A 17,741-nucleotide genomic window follows, 5' to 3' on the forward strand; every position below is an offset into this window, starting at 1 on the left:
CTTATTCTTCGCCGTCATTCGTTCCCGGAACCGGCAAGGATTCCAAGACAGCCTCGGGCATCTTTTCGAAAGGTTCCGGGGATTCCGCTTCCGGAACCTCGGTCTCAAGAGCCCTCGACTTTTCAAGCATCCGCTTGCCCGTTTCGTCTACGGAATTACCCGCAGGCAACAGCAGCAAGAACAGAGCCATTACAGACAATATAAGAACAATCGCAGCAAGAAGCAGCGCAACTCGCCGACGCCCTGTGCGTTTGGTCACGGCAAACGCTACAGGCAAATCGCACGTTTCACCTCTATTGCAACAATTCGTTCCGATTTTTGATTCGACCGAAGCCATGAACGCCTTGCGGGTAGAATTCCAGACAACCTCGCCGCCGCATTCGGCATCGAAAGCGATTTCGAGAAGTTCGTCGAGTTCGTCGAAATCTTCCACGCGGTCTTCGGGACTAGAACGGAGCAGTCCCTTCCACAGAGGTTCGAGCCTCGCTAATGTTTCTGCGCCCACGCCCTTCGCATAAAGCAAAGTCGTCGGGTCGAGACCATCCGCAGAATTCGCGGCAGCCGCATACGCGTCGAATTTTTCCGCCGAAAGCAGCGGTTCCCCCGCGAGCCAGCAATACAGGAGCATGCCCAGGCTGTAGAGGTCGCTCTTTTCCGTGGCGGGCTTCCCCTGAAAGCGTTCCGGAGCGGCAAAGGCGGGAGCACCGGGACCGACTATTCCGCAGTCGATAACGACGGGTTCGCCGTCGCGACCGAAAATCACGTTCGAGGGGTTCAGGTCGCCATGATGGACACCCTGCCTTGCAAGGTCCGAAAGGGTCCGCGTCACCTTCCGCAAGGAATAGAGCGCGACCGCAGGCGGCAGCGGCGCGACGGCATCCGATTCCGCGCCTTCGATAAATTCGTAGACCAGGTAGGCTCGACCCTCGCGCACCCCCGATTCAAAAATCCTGTAGGCACCGGGGAAACGGCCACGCAGCAGGACTTCGACCGAGCGACTGTCGATGCGGACGCCTTCCGCATACCACTTCAGGACAAAAGAACGTCCGCCGGAATTAAACTTGTAAATCCGGGCCTCGCCGCCTTCGTGCAGGAGGGTGCATCCGCAAGCATCGTCGAGTACGCTCATAGTTCCCCGGATTGGACCATGGCCTTGAGGGAATCCTCGGCGACACGCGTCCAGCGTGCAAGAGCGGCATCCTTAGGCAGGGCCTCGTGCCCCATCGACCAGATATCCCAGGCCGATTCCACATCGTGCTCTTCCCAGTAGATATTTCCGAGGTTCAGGTACGCAGACGCGAATTTCGGTTCCTTCGTCACGATGTAAACGTAAATCTTTTTGGCTTCCTCCACGCGGCCCTGGTTTGCAAGAATCAGAGCCTTGAGGTTATAGCTGAAGTAGTTCGCCGTATCGAGCAGGATGGAATGGTCCAACAGCGGCAGCACGTTCGTGCGGGAATCCTCGGCAAGGGTCGCACGGGCAAGGTAGAAGAGTCCCGTCGAGTAAGCGGCGTCAATGCGGCCGCTGCTATCCACCTTCGAGAGGATGCGGAACTCGTTCACGGTACGTTCCCAGAGGTCGCGGGTCGATCCCTTGAGCCTCTCCTTGTCCTCGGCGATAGCGTAGTACGCAAGGGCCAGGCCGTAGCGGGCATCGCGGTCGGCGGGTTGCACGTCGAGCGCCTTCGAAAAGTTCAGGACGGCACGGTCATAGTCGCCGATGCGGAGCGCCTCATTCCCGCGCTTCACGTCATCTTCGACGCATGCACAAAAACAGACTGCGATAGCCAATACCGCAATCAGACGTCCCAACTGTAGAAAACGCCCTGTCATACCCCCAAAATACATTAAAATTTCGGATTTTTTCGATTTTTCTAAAAAAAAAACGCCCGTAAACAAAGTTTTTCGGCAATTCCATAGAAAAAAAGAAATCCCCGCCGCAAAAGGCAGGGATTCCGAAACATTTTCAAAGTAGAATTACTTTTCGATGTCGTACTGAGCAACGAGGTTGCCTTCAGCGTCGAGAGCGCGGACGACGTTTTCGTCGCGCTGGAGCGTGAGGTTAGCCTTTTCGCCAGCAGCGGTGGTCACTTCGACAGACATCGTGCCATCGGCGTTCTTCACAGCGGCGATGGAGTTGCCCTGAGCATCCTGCTCGAAGTAGGAGTCACCAGCAGCGAGCGGGTTGGAGCCAGTCCAGAATTCGACAGTGTTGAGGACGAGGCCGTCGATGAGGCCCAAGCAAATCCAGTAAACACCGAAGATGTTGAGGATGAAGTGAACGATGGAATTGAGCCACTTGTTACCAAGCGTGCCGTTCCACTTGTGAAGCTTTTCGAAGCAAGCGTTGCTGCCATAGCAGCCGGTGAGGGTGATGAGGCTTGCGCAAATGAGGGTAGCGATACCTTTTTTCATTTTATTTACTCCTTAAGGATTGAGTTCATCGTTTTTTACGACTATGGGAAAATATAACTAAAAAAACATCTTATTGCGGGAAAAATACGATATTTTTTTGCAACACTTTGACAAGCGTCACAGCGTCCGGAATGAGCGGAAAACGCTCCAACTTCTTGATATGAACCCATTTAGCATCATCGTAGCCCGAAAGCACCATGGAAAAATCGGGGCATTTTACCCTAAAGGCGTGCACCCGGACGCCCCGGGCGCAAACCGAATCAAAGGCCCCCAAACAGACAAATTTTTCCAAATTCAGCGAAAGTCGCTCAAAAAACGACCTTTCGAGGCTCTCTTCGAGGGTCTCCCCGGCATCGAGAACCGCGGTCGGAAACTCCCAGCGGCCCGCATAGGGCCCCCCTTGAACCCTCTTACAGATAAGGATATTTTCGCCGGACACGGCTATTCCACAAGCAACATGCATCTGCTCCCCTTTTTTCAATTTTTTGCCAAGGAAAATACAAATTATTTGTTATTTTGAAAAGGACTTTTATTCAAAATCACTTTTTTTGTCTTTTTGGGGTTCAGTCAAGGAGTTTTTATGTCATTTTTCACAAGGACGCTCGCCATCGCGGCAGCTCTTTCCGCATCCGCCGCTTTTGCCACCGACACGCTTTCGGTATGGATCATGCCCAACGGCGCCTCCCCGCAAGAAAAGCTGGAACAGCAGCTTGCCAAGTTCACCGAGGAGACGCATCTCCCCGTCCAAGTCCAGGTTCTCGACTGGGGCGAGGCCTGGAACCGAATCGCATCCACCCTCGAGACAGGCAAGGGCGCACCCGACGTGCTGCAGCTCGGCACCTCGTGGATTCCCTATTTTGCCTCCCGAGGCGAAATCAAACCCCTCAACCCTTACCTGGGCAAGATTATGCCCGACAGGTTTGTCGCGGCAAGCTGGGGCACCACGCACATCGATGCCGACACCACCATCTATTCCGTTCCCTGGTTCATCGACATCCGCCCCGTCCTCGCCAACAAGCGGATTCTCAAAAAATACGGCATCGGGAAAGATGACATCGCCACCTACGAAGGCTTTTCTGCGGCAATCGCCAAGGTGAACCAGGGCAGGGAACTGCTCGAAGACGGAGCCAAAGTCCGCGGCTACGCCTTCCCCGGCAAGAGCGACTGGAACATTCCGCACAACTTCGCGCCCTGGGTCTGGAGCGAAGGCGGAGACTTCATCGCCAAAGACAACGACGGCAAGTGGCAGGCGAACATCCTCACCGAGCCCACGCTGAAGGGTATCGCCAAGTACCTGAACTTCATCCTCGACACTCTAGTCTCTAGCGAAACACTGCAACTCAACACGGCTCAAATCGCCCAGCAGTTCAACAACGGCGAACTCGCCTTCATCGTGAACACCGCCGAAATCGTGATGCAGACACGGTTCAACGGTTCCATGGGTGGCCTTTCGAATGCGCGTATCGGAGCGGACAGCGTCACCGTATTCCCCATCCCGAAGGGAGCTGCCGGAAGCATCAGCTTTGTCGGCGGATCGAACCTCGCCATCCCGGCAAAGAACAGCAATCCCAACGCACTCAAGCTGCTCCTGTACCTCACCAATGACGCAAACCTCGATGCCTACACCAAGCAAATCGGGTTTTTGCCCCCATCCAAGACGGTCCTAGAATCCTGGGCCGACGACGAAGCCTACGGCGAACTGGTCCACCTCCTCGAAAACGGTCGCACCTACACCGCCATTCCCGAATGGGGCGACATCGAGCAGGCGCTCGTCTCCATGTTCAGCGCCGTGTGGGAACTGCTCGAGATTCCCGCCCTCTTCTCCGAGGAAAAGCTCTACCAGACATTCAAGGACTACACCGACAACATCAACAACCGCCTAGGCTACACGCCCACGAAAACGATGACTTTCGCCGAATTCCAGGAAATCTGGAAAAGGGCCAAGCAAGCCGGCAAAAAGCAGGTATCCCCAAAGAACGACGCGAAAGACGGAAGCGGATTCAATCCCACGGTGTTCATTTTCTTTTTCGTCCTGATCATCAGTTTCCTGTTCTCGTACACGCGAAAAAGGAAGCAATAACCGATTTCCGCATGGATTAGGCCTATGAGCAAGACGAAGACAGCGAAAGTAACCAAGTTCTCGAAGAGTATCATTCTCAAGAGCATCTTGCTCTTGACTTTTGCGATGGTGCTCATCATCACTGGCGGCACCTACATCTCCTCGAGCAGGCAAATGCAATCGACCCTCGCAGGCGCATTCGAGACAAACTACGTGCAGCTCCAGCAGATGGCGACCGTTGTCCACAACGAACTCCTGCAGTTCGGCAACCAGCTTTCGCTGCTCGCAAAGACATCCGAAATCCGCAGCATGGATCCGACTGTATCGGCCGGCTACCTCAAGAGCTACAACATCTCGCCGCTGTTCACTTCGGGCGAGCGCGTTTCGCTGTTCGACCGCAAGGACAGCCTCATCAGCGACAATTCCATGGTGGGCGCAACCGCCGTCGCCAAATACCCTGTCGATCTTTCGAAGCTCACCCCGCACCGCATCCACGTGTCCCGCTGGTACCGCGATCCCGACAACATGAAGCCCAAGTGCGCCTTCGCGACCGTCGTCGCCGATGCCGCCAAGGGAAACGGCAGCCTCGTCGCCAGTTTCTCGGCGCAAAGGCTCTGGAAGCTACTTGCCGAAAACAAGGTCGGCAAGAATGGCTACTTCGTCGCCATCAACGGCCAGGGCGAAATCCTTTACCATCCCGACCTCGAAACCTGGCTCGACGGGCACCACAAGATTTCGGAGCTCGGAATCGAGGCTTTCGACCCGAAGACCTTCGAGATATCGACAGCCACGTTCCTCAGGCTCAAGGACGGCGAGTCCTACCTTTCGACATACCACTATGACGCCACCTACGACATCGGGCTTCTTTCTCTGCTACCCAAGGCTGAAATCGACGCGCAGGTGACATCCATCAGGCTTTCGAGCCTCATCATCCTCGCCGCAAGCTTCATCGCAATCTTGCTCATCGCCTTCTGGATGTACCGGACACTCGCCGTCCCGATGAAAAAGCTCATCGTCCACACCATCAAGATTGCGAACGGCGACCTTTCTAGCGAGGACATCGACCTCGGCAACCGGCAAGACGAAATCGGCATCCTCACCAAGCATTTCAACGACATGAGCCGGACCATCAACCGCCAAATTCACGAACTGAACGCTCACCGCGAACTGCTCGAACAGGAGGTCCAGGCCCGGACCAAGGAACTGGAAGAGGCGAACAAGAAACTCGACCTGATTTCGAGGACCGACGAACTCACCGGGCTTCCGAACCGGCGCGACATGCTGCGAACCATCGACAACGAAATAGGACGCGTGGCAAGAACCCGCAAGTCGTTCTGCTTCATCTTTATCGACATAGACCACTTCAAGGAGGTGAACGACACTTACGGGCACGCCTGTGGCGACGAAGTGCTAAAAGCCGTATCGCACACCATCCGCGGGATGCTCCGCAAGTACGACGTCATCGCGCGCTACGGAGGCGAAGAATTCCTCACGCTGCTTCCCGAGACCGACCTTGCCGGAGCGGCCATCGTTGCCGAACGCTTCCGCAAGAAAATCGAGAACATGACCGTCGAATACGGGAAACTCTCCATCAAGGTGACCATCACGCTCGGAGTCGCGCAGTTCGATTCCGCCCTCGGCGCCGACAAGAGCATCCAGATGGCAGACAAGGCCCTGTACGAAGGCAAGGAGAGCGGCCGCAACAGGGTGGTGCTCTGGCAACCCGAAAAAGACGCAGCAAACGCCGCCAAGCAACACGAGCAAAACGCCTAAAGCAAAAAAGCAACAAAAAAGCCCGCCAGTTCAAAACTAGCGGGCTTTTCATCGGGATGACTGAATTCGAATCAGCGACCTCTTGAACCCCATTCAAGCGCTCTACCAGGCTGAGCTACATCCCGAGGTCTCTCGTAAGAGTATGCCAAAGTTAGTTAAACCTCGGCATTTTTTCAAGGCAAAACAGCGAAAAAAGCGAAATTATCGCCAATTCGGGGCCGGACTACTCGTTCCAGTAGCCCACGATAAGCACTTCCGGAGTCGCCTTCGGATACTTCTTGCTCTTGAATGAAACAATCTTCCTGATGCTCTTCTGCTTTAATTCCCAGCCCTCGCGAGTGAGCCCCTTCGTCGAGAGAGTCACCTTGATTCCGGGAACCTTGCCGCCTTCCTTGATTTTGTCGAGCTTGTCGACATTGAGCATCACGGGTTTCGACTTCATTGCGAACTGCTTCGCCGATTCGGGCGAAAGTTCTATGTCAGGGCGGGCCTTCTTGTCGGTCTCCCACACGTAAAACGTCCACTCGCGCTTCTCGCCTGCCTTGTAGAAACCGGCATCGAAAAGTTTCTCGCCGAAGAACACGGGAGCCTTCACCACGCCGGAGAGCTTTGCCGTGTAAGGTTTGCCTCCCGCAGTCACCAGTACGACCGTCGGGTCAATTTTCCCTTCCATGCCAGCGAAGTCCATATCGAACTCGATGGTGACAGCCGCTTTCGGGGCAATTTTCTGCGGGAACTTGAAATTCGACATGCCGATGCCCTGTCCGAACACGTTTTCGAGCACAATCTCTGCACCCGTGGTGTTCGCGCCCTGCAGCACGTAGTGTTTCTGGTCGCCCTGGGCAACCTCGCCCATCGGGTAAACCTCGGGAACAAAGCGGATGGCCTCGTCGGCAAAGGAGGCTGTGGCAAAAGCGAGTGCCGCGATGAATGCCGGTTTAAAAATTCTTGAAATCATGGGCAAGAATATAGCAAATTCAACGCAGAGGCTGCCCGTGCGGAGAAGCAGGCTTTTGCGGGTGGAGATTGGGAGGGGAACGCGACTTTCGAAATAGCCACGAGGAGTCTGGAAATAGCCACGGGGCTCGAAAATAGCCGCCGGAGGGCTGAAAATAGGACTAAACGGCATCTTTTCGCCCATTTAGTCCTATCGCCACTTTGACTGCGACGACCTCGGTAGGACTAAACCACAATTTCACCCCCGTTTAGTCCTACCAACCTGCAACTTCAAAAAAATTTTCAACCTCTTTCAGCAAAAAATCAGAGGATTGCGGGGATTCTGCATACGAAAATGGAGGGAGGAGCGCCCGGAAATAGGACTAAACGGCATCTTTCCGCCCATTTAGTCCTATCACCTCTTTGACTGCGACGGCCTCGGTAGGACTAAACCACAATGTCACCCCCGTTTAGTCCTATTTTTCCAGGTAACGGCCCAACCACTGGTCTGCGGGCTCCATATTTTATACATTACACCCAACACCATTAATCTGAGGGGAAAAAATGGACAATCATATACCCGAGCTGATTTCCAGGGAATCGCTTTCGTTCCAGGTGGCTGCGCGCCTGCAGGAGTTGCAAGCCCTCCGCAGCGAAAAACAAAAGGCCCTAAGAAATGCACCCAAAGGGCGGCTTAGAATTTCAACAAGCAAGAGCGGCTATCCGCATTTTTACCTTGTAAACAACAGCAACCTCAACGGAGTTTACGTTCCCGAAAAAGAACTCCACAAGGTTCAGGCAGTCGCCCAAAGGGATTATAACAAGGCTATTCTATCGGCAGCAATACGTGAAATCGAATTGCTGGAAAAATTTGCCCTGAAATACAACGGCACCGAGATTGAGGATATCTACAACGCCCTAAATCCAGCCCGCAGGGGACTCGTCTCTCCGGCGATATTGCCCGATGCAAAATACGCCGAACTCTGGCGGAACCTCCCATACAAGGCAAAATCCTTCGCAGAAGACACTCCGGAAATTTATACCTCAAGAGGCGTGAGAGTCCGGTCGAAGTCCGAGGTCATCATTGCCGATTCTCTAGATAGTGAAGGAATTCCCTTCCGGTACGAATTCCCGCTTACAGTCAAGGGCATGGGCACACTGCATCCGGATTTCTATTGCTTGAACATTCACTCCCGCAAAGAACTTGTATGGGAACATTTCGGGCTGATGGACAATCCGGAATACGCTTCCAACGCAGTCAAGAAAATCGAGCACTACGACAAATCCGGCTATACGCTCGGCGAGAAACTCATCGCAACATTCGAAACATCGACCACCCCGCTTAACGCGAAACACGTGAGGAACGTCATTCGAAAATTTCTGAAGTAGTTTCACTTCAGTCGCGCCCTGAGCGAATCAATTTCATGCTGTTCCAAGCCAAGCGAGAGCAGGTACTTCTCGGTGGCGGCCGCCAAATCAGCATTCTCGAAATCCGAGATGTCGACTTCCTCCACCTTGTATGCATTCCGCATGAGCCTCACGATTATCGCCTGAATGAGTTCCGCCTGCTTCGCGGTCAAGGCGACCTGCTTGCCGCCTCTCACGCTGTAGAAATTCTTGTGCGTCGCAGCATAATCCGCCTTGATTTCTTCGGCGGTCGCTCCCATCAGGGCCTCTAGCACGGCAATCGTGTACCCGGTGCGGTCCATGCCGTACGTGCAGTGCCATAGGTACGGGCCATCATGTTCTACCATGTAGCGGAGCCCCTTCACGAAGCCCTCCTTGAACGGCGTGTTCGCAAAGCCCGGCAGCACATCAAGGTAAACAACGTTCTGCGTCGCATAATAGGACTGCGCAAAGCCGTTGTACGATTCCGCATATTCCTCGCTATTAGCAAGATTCACAAAGGTCTTGACTCCCGCGACCGCCGCAAGTGAATCCGCATACTTGTTGCGCCCAATCGAGGGGTCCACCGGGCTCGACGAGCGGTAAAGCCGACCCTCGCCCATTCCCGTCGTACGCACCATCCTGAAATTCGCAAAGTCCGCGACGGAAAGCTCCGGATACGCCTCAATGGAATAGGAAATTGCAAGTGAGTTCAAGTTTCCTAGATGTTCCGCATATCCGCCCTTCTCCTTCATCCGGATGGCAACTTCTATCGGGAATTCTGCACCACGCCCGAGACCAATGACCCCCGCCATCTGTCCATAACGGGCTTCAAGCTTGAGATAATTCAGTCCCGAGGAAACATACAAAAAAAATTCGCCCGGAAACACATCGCCATAGCTCGCAACCACAGGAACGTCCAGCGTATCGTACCCAGGCACCATTACTGAAACAACGTCCCCGTAATCGAACTTGGTCAAGAACGAATCCGCGACAATATCGATATTCAACGACCCAAAGGCAAACACCTCAAAAGTATCCGTCACAAGCGCCGTAACTGAAATCACACCCGAGGAATCAGAAAAACTTGACGAACTTACTGTAGAACTGGAAGAGACGGAACTTGACGAAACTACAAACGATGAACTCGAAAAGGTTTCTGACGAAGAATTTTCTTCCGAAACATCCGCAAAGGAACTATAAGAATTGCTACAGGCGACAAGGCCGAGAGCCATCACCAATACGAATGTCACGAGGCGTAAAAACTTATAGAGCATACCAAGCACAACTATACAATTTTTTACAAGGCTGTGCGAAGGCTCGCCCCAAAACAAGAGCGTCAGCGCGTTAAAGAACAAAGTAATCCGCACATTTCGGCGTAGCTTTCGACCACATTTTCAGGTTCAAGCGGGAGCAGGTTCACCGGCTTTCCAAACCCGCAGAACAGCGTAATGCAGTCGACTCCGGCGTTGCGAGCAGCAAGAATGTCGGGCTGGTCGTCACCCACCATGACCGTTTCGGCAGGAGCGACACCCGCGGATTCCATGATTTTCAAGAGACCCGCGGGGCTAGGCTTGCGTTCGGGCGTGGTGTCGCCGCAGAGCACGAATTCAAAGCGGTCGCGGAGCCCAAAATGTTCCAGCAACTTGAATGTCGGGCGCTCCGGCTTGTTGGTGAGCATGGCCACACGGGCAGTCGTACTGCGCAAGAATTCAACAACGCCCGGATTCGGGAGCGTGCGTTCGGTGCAGTGTTCCCAGTAAAAATCCGAATAGACCTTATGGACCATCTCGATGGTAACGCCCGTGCGAGCAACATTTTCAGGGAGAGCGGCCTCCCCCATACTACGCTCGATCAACTTCATAGAGCCGTTCCCAATAAAAGTCCGCACGCGCTGTTCGTCATGTTCCGGCAGGCCGAAATGGCGTAGCGCATAGTTCACCGCCACGGCAAGGTCGCCGAGGGTATTGAACAGCGTGCCGTCCAGGTCAAAAACAATCAGGGATTTATGGTGAAGCATGGCGGAGCCAAATTTAGGAATCTTTTTACCGCAAGAATTCCATTTCGACCAAGAAACGGTAAAAGCAAAGCGCCGACACGCCCAAGATGAACACAAGCACGATTACGAACTGCACCGGATGCTCGCGAAAACTGTAATCCGCCTTGCCGTAAGAGAACTGCCCGCGGACAATCGCACTTATGAAAAGCGCCAAAAAGATTAATGCTAGCAGAAGGGACATGAAATTTCGCGTTAACGGGATTTCAATAGTAGCTTATTATTTTCTTGGAGGCCGTCGTTGTCGAAGCGGACGGTGGGATTCTTGCCGCTCTTGTAGGCTTCTTCGCTCTCGAAAAGGGAGAGCGCCACGGAAACGCCAGGCTGGGTTGCAAGATTTGCCTCGCCCACCGGAACATCGCCGCTAAACGAGAATTCCTGCGAAGAGCCGTCCTTGAACGTACCCTTGGGAATGCGGACGGTTTTGCCCAACTGCGCAATGGCCGTACCTGTGCTATCCACAAATTCAGCAACCAAATACACATCGAAGAAACAGGGCGCCACGCCGGTGTTCTTGACGGTGATATTCAAAGTGTTCGTCGCAACATTGCCTGTAGCGGTGTCGGCGGCCGTAACCGTCTGCAGTTCCGCCTGCGTCACGGTAAAGTTGTACCCGATAACTTTGCTCATGGAATCGGCCAGCGCCTTGTTGTCCTTGTAGAAATAGTAACCGCAGTCGTTGTCCTGGTCCAACACGTAGTAGGTCAGGTGCGCCGTGGTAATCGCATCCACCCAGCGTTCCGCGGTCCACTTCTGGGTGCCTCCGGGAATCAGGTCGTCATTGGCCAGCATCGTCCTGTAACCGGCGATATTCTCGGCGATAGTCGGGAGGTTCGCGTTGTATGCCCGCAGCAAGGTATCGGGCCTGCCGGGAATGCCGATGAACCCGTCGTCGCGCTTGGTAATGCCGAGGTCGAGCGCATGCGTATAGACATCGCCAAAACCGTTGGAAGGCAGCACCAGCTGGGTCTTCTTGAACACGGACGCATAATAGTCCAGCATATCCTTCAGCACCGAGTCGGCGGGCATCACGCTCCCCAACATGTGCGAGGTGTGCCATTCGCCCCATTCGCCAAAAGTGCGGACATCGATGTATTCGATACGCGGGTCGCCGTCGTATTTTTCGGCCAGGGCCTTCGCAAACTCCTTCGCCGCCCAGATATAGATGGAATCGTCCCAGGCGGGAGCGTACGCATGGAAATCCGTCCCCCGCAAGTCAATCTGGATTTTCTTCGCACCCATCTCATAGACAAAGGGCGGAGTCCAGTCGTATTCTTCTTGGGGCGGGAAGTCGCTCTTGATAAACGATGGCGTGTACGGCAGCACGCGCAAGGCGTAAGTCATGTTGTGCTCGGCAAGTGCGTTCAGCAGTTTTTCCAGTTCCGTCCAGTCATAAACGCCCTTTGCGGGGTTCAGCTTGTTCCATTGCTGGTAACCGGAACCGTACGAAACCAGGTCCCACGCCCTGTTGTTCAAGGAACCGTAAGGGCCGTATTCGAATTCCGGAACAAACGTCCACGCGCCACCGGTCGGCACCGTGAATCCCTTGTGCGGGTTGGAAAGCGGCCCATCGAAACGCTTGAGCGTGTAAGTGATTTTGGTGGTGTCCGAGAATGTCGCAGAACCGGAGTCACCGCTGTTAGAGGATGTCTTTCCGGCCCCTGAGCCGGAATCACCATTTACACTGCTAGACGAAATTTCTGCCAACGAACTCGACTGCAAAACAGACGAAGACTGCGCGGCATCCGAGGAACTCGATTCTTCAACCGTACTGCTTTCGCCACCCTCGGGGCCGGAACTGCTCCCGTCATCGCCACAAGCGACGAACAGCGCCGCCGCGGTCACCAGAAAGAACTTCCCAAGGAATTTGCTGAAGGGTTTCGCCATAATTTAAGTATAGCAAAAATATTTTTGCGAACATCGGGGCATTACAGAATTCCCTGCAACTCCAGAATGACTCCTACGGAGGGCAGGGCTGTAGGCAGGTGGGTACCGTCCCCATTGGCTAGTATTATAATCAACTCAATCTGCGTATTTTAGAAAAACGAGACACCCCTTGCGTATCTCAAAAGTTTTTATTATATTAGAAAGCAGGACTTTTGATTAACGGTGGAGGTTTCTTGAAAGTTGAGTTTAGAGATAAGGATTTGGAACTTTGTGCTAGGGACGACGCGTACGCAATACGGAGAATGGGCAAAAAACGAGCCGTATGCTACAGAGCTCGAATCAACGCTTTGAAGGCAGTTGAAAATTTTTCCGACTTGTCCCTATTTCCGGGGCACTTTCACGAACTTGTGGGCAACCGCAAGGGCCAATGGGCTTGCGATCTTGATCAACCGTATAGATTGATTATTTGGGGAGCAGAGCCGGACAAGGCTATTGTTTGGGCTGAAGTTACCGAGGCCGAAGTCGTAGAAATTGTAGATTATCATAAATAGAGAGGAATAATATGGCAGAAGAAAAAGAACTCATTTTGTGGGGGACAACATCTCCGGGCGAAGTCCTTGAAGAAAAACTTCAGGAGATGGGCGTAGACATCAACGATTTTGCAGTTCGAATCGGTTACACCCCCAAAACAATGAACGAACTGCTCAAAGCCAAGTGCAGGGTAACGGTAGAAATGGCCTACAGCCTTGAGCTTGGAACAGGGATTCCCCAGTATTGTTGGCTCAACCTTCAAAAACAGTACGACGAAGACCTTTGGCGTGAAAAAATCAAAGAATCCCTCAAGAAAAGAGTTGGTTGGCGCAAGTTCTTCCCTATCGGAGAACTCAATCCGCGCACATGGATCAAGGACTTCAACAACAAAGAAGACGGCGTGTCGCCCATCCTCAAATTCTTCGGGGTGGCTAGCCCCAAGGCGTGGGAAAATTACTACTACAAGAACCGCCTGAAGGTGGCCTTCCGCATTTCGCTGGCCGAAACCGAAGACCCGTACGCGGCCTCCGTGTGGATGCGCCGCGGCGAAATCCTCGCCGACGAAATCAAGATGGAAAAGCAGAACGACAAGAAAGTGCGTTCCGCCATCAAGAAGGCGATGCCGCAATTCGTGGAACTGGCCAAAAACGACGTTGCCGCGTGGGAAGATTTACGCCGCAAGAAGGCATTGCCCAAGCCGAAGGTGGGCGAAGATTTTATTGACGACGGCATGCACAAGTTGCAGGAACTGGGTGCAAAACTCGGTATCAAGGTGCTCTACGCGCAGAACTTCAAGTCGGCGCCGATTCATGGCATGGCCCGCTGGTACAAGGACATCCCCGTCATCCAGCTTCACGACCGTTTCAAGGACCGCAACGCGTTCTGGTTCACGTTCTTCCACGAGCTCGGCCACATCGTGCTCCACGGCAAGAAGGACATCTTCATCAAGAACGTCTATTACGGCAACAAGAACCAGCAAAAGGACGACGAGGCAAACGCATTCGCGCAAAAATACATGGTGCAGGCAGGGCTAGAAGTCTAAAAATTCTATCTTTACCCGCATGAAAAAATACCACTTGGCCACATACGGCTGCCAGATGAACGAGTATGACTCGGCGATGATTGCCCAGGAGCTCGACATGTGCGGTTGCGTCGAGACGAGCAACCAGGAAGATGCCGACTTTATCATCGTGAACACCTGCAGCGTGCGCGAAAAGGCCGAGGAAACCGCCATCGTCAACATCAGCAAGCTCAAGTACTTGCGCAAGAAGAATCCCGATGTGAAAGTCGTGGTATGCGGTTGCATGGCAAAAAACCGCGGGCCGGAACTGATGAAACGCCTGCCTAACGTGAGCTACATCGTGGGCCCGGACCAGTACAAGAAAATTCCGGAGCTGTTGCTGGGCGATGCCAAAAGTCCGCTGCACCAGACGCACCACAAGATGTTTATCGACGAGGACCTGAGCGAGAACTACCTGGGCGAATACGCGAAACTCCAGAACGACTTCACCACCTTCGTCGCCATCCAGCGCGGTTGCAACAAGCGCTGTAGTTACTGTATTGTGCCGTATCTGCGCGGGCCGGAAAAGTACCGCGACATGGAAGACGTGCTTGCCGAAGTGCGCAAGGCGGCCGACAAGGGCATTACCGAGGTGACGCTCCTTGGCCAGACGGTGAACGCCTACAAGACGGAAGGTGGCAATTTTGCCGACCTGCTCACGAAGGTTTCTGAAATCGGTGGCATCCGCCGCATCCGCTTTACGAGCCCGCACCCGAGGCACTACACGAACGAGCTCATCGACGTGCTGCTGAACAACCCGAAGGTCTGCCACTACGCGCACATCCCCATCCAGAGCGGCTCCGACGCGATGCTCAAGAAGATGCGCCGCCAGCACAACATGGAGCAGTACCTCTCGATTATCGAGCAGCTGCGGAGCCACGACCCGTTCTACGGGATTTCGACGGACGTAATTTGCGGTTTCGTGGGCGAAACGGAAGAAGATTTCGAGCAGACGCTCAAGGCTTTTGAAACCTGCCAGTTCGACAGCGCCTTCATGTTCATCTACAGCCCGCGCAAGGGAACGGAATCGTACAAGGAAGCGGAGACGCTCACCGAGCAAGAAAAGCAGGAACGCCACACGCGCCTGGTAGAACTGCAGAACGCCATCACGCTCAAGAGGAACCAGATGATGCTCGGCCGCACCGAGGAACTCCTGGTGGAAAAGAACTCCGTGCGCGACGAGACGGAACTGCGTGGCCGCACCGACAACTTCAAGAAGGTGGTGTTCAAGCCAGAAGTTGGCCAAATCGTGAAGCCCGGCGACTACGTGAAAGTGAAGCTGGACGACATTCGCGGGTGGACAATCCGCGGGACGCTGGTGTGAAGTGTGGGGTGTGAAGTGTGGGGTGTGGAATGAAAGGTTTAAGGTAATGAAGATGAAGTTTTGGAATGTTCGCGGAATTGCCGCTATTTTGTTCTTGATTTGCAGTACAAGTGCATTTGCGCAGCCCACGGCACAGGCAACCACCCCGTCCATCGCCGATGCACAGAAGGCCTACGTGGCCGGCAAGTGGAAAGACGCCGCGACCGCCTACGAGGCTGCGTGCCCCAGGGAACCTGATTCGGTACGCGCCGAATGCTACCTGTGGAATGTCCTTGCCCTTTCGCAGACCGGAAACGCGAAGGACTTTTCCAAGGCGGGCAAGCGCCTCGACAGCCTCATCGGCCAGACCACCCCCCAGCACAAGGTATATGCCGACCTCATGATGACCAAGGCTCAGTTCCAGCTGTACATGGGCAGGCACGCCAAGGCTGCCGAAGCCTTGATCCACGCGATCGAGACGTCGCAACCGCACCAGGTCGTCGTCCTCAAAAAGATTTGTGCCGCCGTGCAGCCCAAGGTCAAACAGCAGGCACTGAACGAAGCCTGCGCCCGACTCGACGAGCCGCAACCGGCCGCCACAGTCCCGGATACGGCCAAACCCGCTCCAGCAGCAACGGACAGCGTCAAGGACCCGCTTCAAAGTCCAACGCAGCCTCCCGAACCGCCGAAACCCGTCGCAGCAGCAGATTCCGCTCCGGCACCGGAGGTCAAGCCTGCACCGGAGGTCCAACCCGAAACAAAAGTTCCCGATAAAGCTCCAAGCGCGGCTACCGAATCCTGGATTTTGCAACTCGGTGCCTTCGGCGTGAAATCCAACGCGGATTTGCTGGTCAGCAACCTCAAAAAACGCGGCATCGCGGCCACTATCGAAGAACGCGCCGGAGAGACGAAAACGCTCTACCTCGTGCAGACGGGGCCCTTCGAAACCAAGGAAAAGGCTGTTGATTTCGGAGCAAAGAAACTCGCGCCGATCAACGTGGAATTCAGGGCAATTCTGAAAAAATAGGATCGGGCAGGCCCTTCGGACCCCTAAAATTTGTTCAAATTTCGTATTTTTGCGCATTTTCCCTACAAAAAAACATAAAATGTTCTATATTTAGGACACCCCAAGCCGGGGTGGTGAAATTGGTAGACGCGCCGGACTCAAAATCCGGTACTCGCGAGAGTGTGAGGGTTCGATTCCCTCCCCCGGCATATAGGATAGGAGTAAAAGCCTAATGTCTTTTTGGAGCAAGATTGGATTAATAATGTTCCTCGCATGCGCGATGTCCTTCGCGCAGTTTGACGACGAACCGTCTGGCGACGAGTCAACGGAACAGTCTTACTCTTACGGTGACGATAATTCATCCGACGATGGCGCATCGGTCGGCGAGGCAACCGCCTCCGGCGACCAGTGGGAAGGTTTCCGCTACGAAGACCTCGGGCTCACCCAGTGGGAATTCCAGCAGGCAAAAGAAGAAGGCATTTCGAGGGACAAGCTCACCAGGCTCGTGGAGCTTGGTGTCCGCATTTCCGAATACCTCCAGAAACCGTGGAACAAGCTCGGCGTTTCCGAAGAAGACTGGCTCGCCCAGCGTTCGCAGGGAATGGAAGATGCAGACATCGACCGTTCCTACAGGAACAGGTCTGGCAACCAGGGTGCCGCCTACCTCTCCCTACTCCTCCCCAGCTACTATCAGTGGAAGATGGACCAGTCCACAAAGGCCATTTGGATTGACGTGCTCTGGGTCGCAAGCGTGGGAGCAACGACTTACCTCGCCGTAAGCGGCAACAACGCATGGTGGTACGGCCTTATCGTCGTGGCCGGCGCCCACATCTGGTCGTTCGCCGATGCATTCTTCGGCACCCAGTGGGACAGCAACCCCGATGCAAACCGATTCAGTTACGGCGTTCTCCCGACCCCGGAAAAGGGCGTCCTGGGATTCTTCAATGTAAAGTTCTAAGCGCATCATGCAGCTGGAATTACTCAAAAGCAAAATTCACCGCGCTACCGTAACCGACGCAAACCTCAACTACGAGGGCTCGATTACGATTGCCCGCGATTTGATGGACGCCGCAAACATCCTCCCCTTCGAAAAGGTGGGCGTGCTCGACGTGAACAACGGCAGCCGCCTCGACACCTACGTCATCGAAGGCCCGGCCGGTTCCGGAGTCATCTGCCTGAACGGGGCTGCAGCCCGCCTCGTGCAGCCCGGCGACCTCGTGATTATTGTCGCCTACGCGACCATGAGCGAAGAAGAGGCCAAGTCGTGGAAGCCGACCGTCATCCACGTGAACGCGAAGAACGAAATCACGAACAAGTAGCCCGGATCGA

The 17,741-nt window shown here is 54.3% G+C and carries 18 protein-coding genes and 2 tRNA genes; 10 read left to right on the plus strand and 10 right to left on the minus strand.

Features of this window, described 5'->3' with window-relative positions:
* Nucleotide 1: 1 nt before the first annotated feature.
* The 4 genes from B4A77_RS09535 to B4A77_RS09550 all read right to left on the minus strand — a co-directional run bounded on the left by B4A77_RS09535 (nucleotide 2) and on the right by B4A77_RS09550 (nucleotide 2,878).
* Complete coding sequence (locus tag B4A77_RS09535) at nucleotides 2–1,129, minus strand: serine/threonine protein kinase (RefSeq protein WP_290732187.1); 1,128 nt, start codon at nucleotides 1,127–1,129, stop codon at nucleotides 2–4.
* Entirely contained in the window at nucleotides 1,126–1,833 is a 708-nt protein-coding gene (locus B4A77_RS09540; protein WP_290732190.1) for a tetratricopeptide repeat protein, read from the minus strand. Before B4A77_RS09540 ends, B4A77_RS09535 begins: the two co-directional genes overlap by 4 nt.
* Before the next feature lie 144 nt (nucleotides 1,834–1,977).
* Complete coding sequence (locus B4A77_RS09545) at nucleotides 1,978–2,415, minus strand: DUF3332 family protein (RefSeq protein WP_173364955.1); 438 nt, start codon at nucleotides 2,413–2,415, stop codon at nucleotides 1,978–1,980.
* Nucleotides 2,416–2,485: 70 nt separating this feature from the next.
* Nucleotides 2,486–2,878 (minus strand): NUDIX domain-containing protein, encoded by a 393-nt coding sequence (locus B4A77_RS09550; RefSeq protein WP_290740227.1) that lies wholly within the window; start codon nucleotides 2,876–2,878, stop codon nucleotides 2,486–2,488.
* Nucleotides 2,879–2,995: 117 nt separating this feature from the next.
* Between B4A77_RS09550 and B4A77_RS09555 the strand changes: the two genes are divergently transcribed.
* Nucleotides 2,996–4,495, plus strand: a complete 1,500-nt coding sequence (locus B4A77_RS09555; protein WP_290740230.1) for an extracellular solute-binding protein — start codon at nucleotides 2,996–2,998, stop codon at nucleotides 4,493–4,495.
* A gap of 24 nt (nucleotides 4,496–4,519) precedes the next feature.
* A complete protein-coding gene (locus B4A77_RS09560) occupies nucleotides 4,520–6,247 on the plus strand; it encodes a sensor domain-containing diguanylate cyclase (RefSeq protein ID WP_290724156.1) in 1,728 nt (575 codons plus the stop codon).
* A 51-nt stretch (nucleotides 6,248–6,298) separates the two neighbouring features.
* On the opposite strand, the gene B4A77_RS09565 is transcribed toward B4A77_RS09560, so the two are convergent.
* Nucleotides 6,299–6,372 (minus strand) — tRNA-Pro (locus B4A77_RS09565).
* A gap of 98 nt (nucleotides 6,373–6,470) precedes the next feature.
* Nucleotides 6,471–7,205: a hypothetical protein gene (locus B4A77_RS09570; protein ID WP_290740233.1), complete on the minus strand. Its 735-nt coding sequence runs from the start codon at nucleotides 7,203–7,205 to the stop codon at nucleotides 6,471–6,473.
* A 542-nt stretch (nucleotides 7,206–7,747) separates the two neighbouring features.
* Between B4A77_RS09570 and B4A77_RS09575 the strand changes: the two genes are divergently transcribed.
* Nucleotides 7,748–8,572, plus strand: coding sequence for a hypothetical protein (locus tag B4A77_RS09575; protein WP_290740235.1), 825 nt, complete (start codon nucleotides 7,748–7,750; stop codon nucleotides 8,570–8,572).
* Between the two features lie 2 nt (nucleotides 8,573–8,574).
* On the opposite strand, the gene B4A77_RS09580 is transcribed toward B4A77_RS09575, so the two are convergent.
* The 4 genes from B4A77_RS09580 to B4A77_RS09595 form a co-directional block, all read right to left on the minus strand.
* The gene (locus B4A77_RS09580) at nucleotides 8,575–9,846 is read right to left on the minus strand and encodes a tyrosine-protein phosphatase (protein WP_290740238.1); all 1,272 of its coding nucleotides are present in this window, start codon (nucleotides 9,844–9,846) and stop codon (nucleotides 8,575–8,577) included.
* Between the two features lie 62 nt (nucleotides 9,847–9,908).
* Nucleotides 9,909–10,589, minus strand: coding sequence for an HAD family hydrolase (locus tag B4A77_RS09585; protein ID WP_290740241.1), 681 nt, complete (start codon nucleotides 10,587–10,589; stop codon nucleotides 9,909–9,911).
* Between the two features lie 25 nt (nucleotides 10,590–10,614).
* Nucleotides 10,615–10,782, minus strand: a complete 168-nt coding sequence (locus B4A77_RS09590; RefSeq protein WP_290724268.1) for a hypothetical protein — start codon at nucleotides 10,780–10,782, stop codon at nucleotides 10,615–10,617.
* Nucleotides 10,783–10,820: 38 nt separating this feature from the next.
* Nucleotides 10,821–12,512, minus strand: coding sequence for a hypothetical protein (locus B4A77_RS09595; protein WP_290740245.1), 1,692 nt, complete (start codon nucleotides 12,510–12,512; stop codon nucleotides 10,821–10,823).
* 302 nt (nucleotides 12,513–12,814) lie between these two features.
* On the opposite strand from B4A77_RS09595, the gene B4A77_RS09600 reads away from it, so the two are divergent.
* The 7 genes from B4A77_RS09600 to panD all read left to right on the plus strand — a co-directional run bounded on the left by B4A77_RS09600 (nucleotide 12,815) and on the right by panD (nucleotide 17,731).
* Entirely contained in the window at nucleotides 12,815–13,063 is a 249-nt protein-coding gene (locus tag B4A77_RS09600; RefSeq protein ID WP_414654297.1) for a type II toxin-antitoxin system RelE/ParE family toxin, read from the plus strand.
* Between the two features lie 11 nt (nucleotides 13,064–13,074).
* Nucleotides 13,075–14,085 (plus strand): HigA family addiction module antitoxin, encoded by a 1,011-nt coding sequence (locus tag B4A77_RS09605; RefSeq protein WP_290740248.1) that lies wholly within the window; start codon nucleotides 13,075–13,077, stop codon nucleotides 14,083–14,085.
* A 19-nt stretch (nucleotides 14,086–14,104) separates the two neighbouring features.
* On the plus strand, nucleotides 14,105–15,427 hold the full coding sequence (gene miaB / locus B4A77_RS09610; protein ID WP_290740251.1) for a tRNA (N6-isopentenyl adenosine(37)-C2)-methylthiotransferase MiaB: 1,323 nt from the start codon (nucleotides 14,105–14,107) through the stop codon (nucleotides 15,425–15,427).
* Between the two features lie 46 nt (nucleotides 15,428–15,473).
* Nucleotides 15,474–16,433, plus strand: coding sequence for an SPOR domain-containing protein (locus tag B4A77_RS09615; protein WP_290740255.1), 960 nt, complete (start codon nucleotides 15,474–15,476; stop codon nucleotides 16,431–16,433).
* 104 nt (nucleotides 16,434–16,537) lie between these two features.
* Nucleotides 16,538–16,621 (plus strand) — tRNA-Leu (locus B4A77_RS09620).
* Between the two features lie 53 nt (nucleotides 16,622–16,674).
* Nucleotides 16,675–17,370, plus strand: coding sequence for a hypothetical protein (locus B4A77_RS09625; protein WP_290724285.1), 696 nt, complete (start codon nucleotides 16,675–16,677; stop codon nucleotides 17,368–17,370).
* Between the two features lie 7 nt (nucleotides 17,371–17,377).
* Nucleotides 17,378–17,731: an aspartate 1-decarboxylase gene (panD, locus tag B4A77_RS09630; RefSeq protein ID WP_173380904.1), complete on the plus strand. Its 354-nt coding sequence runs from the start codon at nucleotides 17,378–17,380 to the stop codon at nucleotides 17,729–17,731.
* Nucleotides 17,732–17,741: the final 10 nt, after the last annotated feature.

Source organism: Fibrobacter sp. UBA3718 (assembly GCF_002371935.1).
In the GTDB taxonomy this organism is placed as follows: domain Bacteria; phylum Fibrobacterota; class Fibrobacteria; order Fibrobacterales; family Fibrobacteraceae; genus Fibrobacter.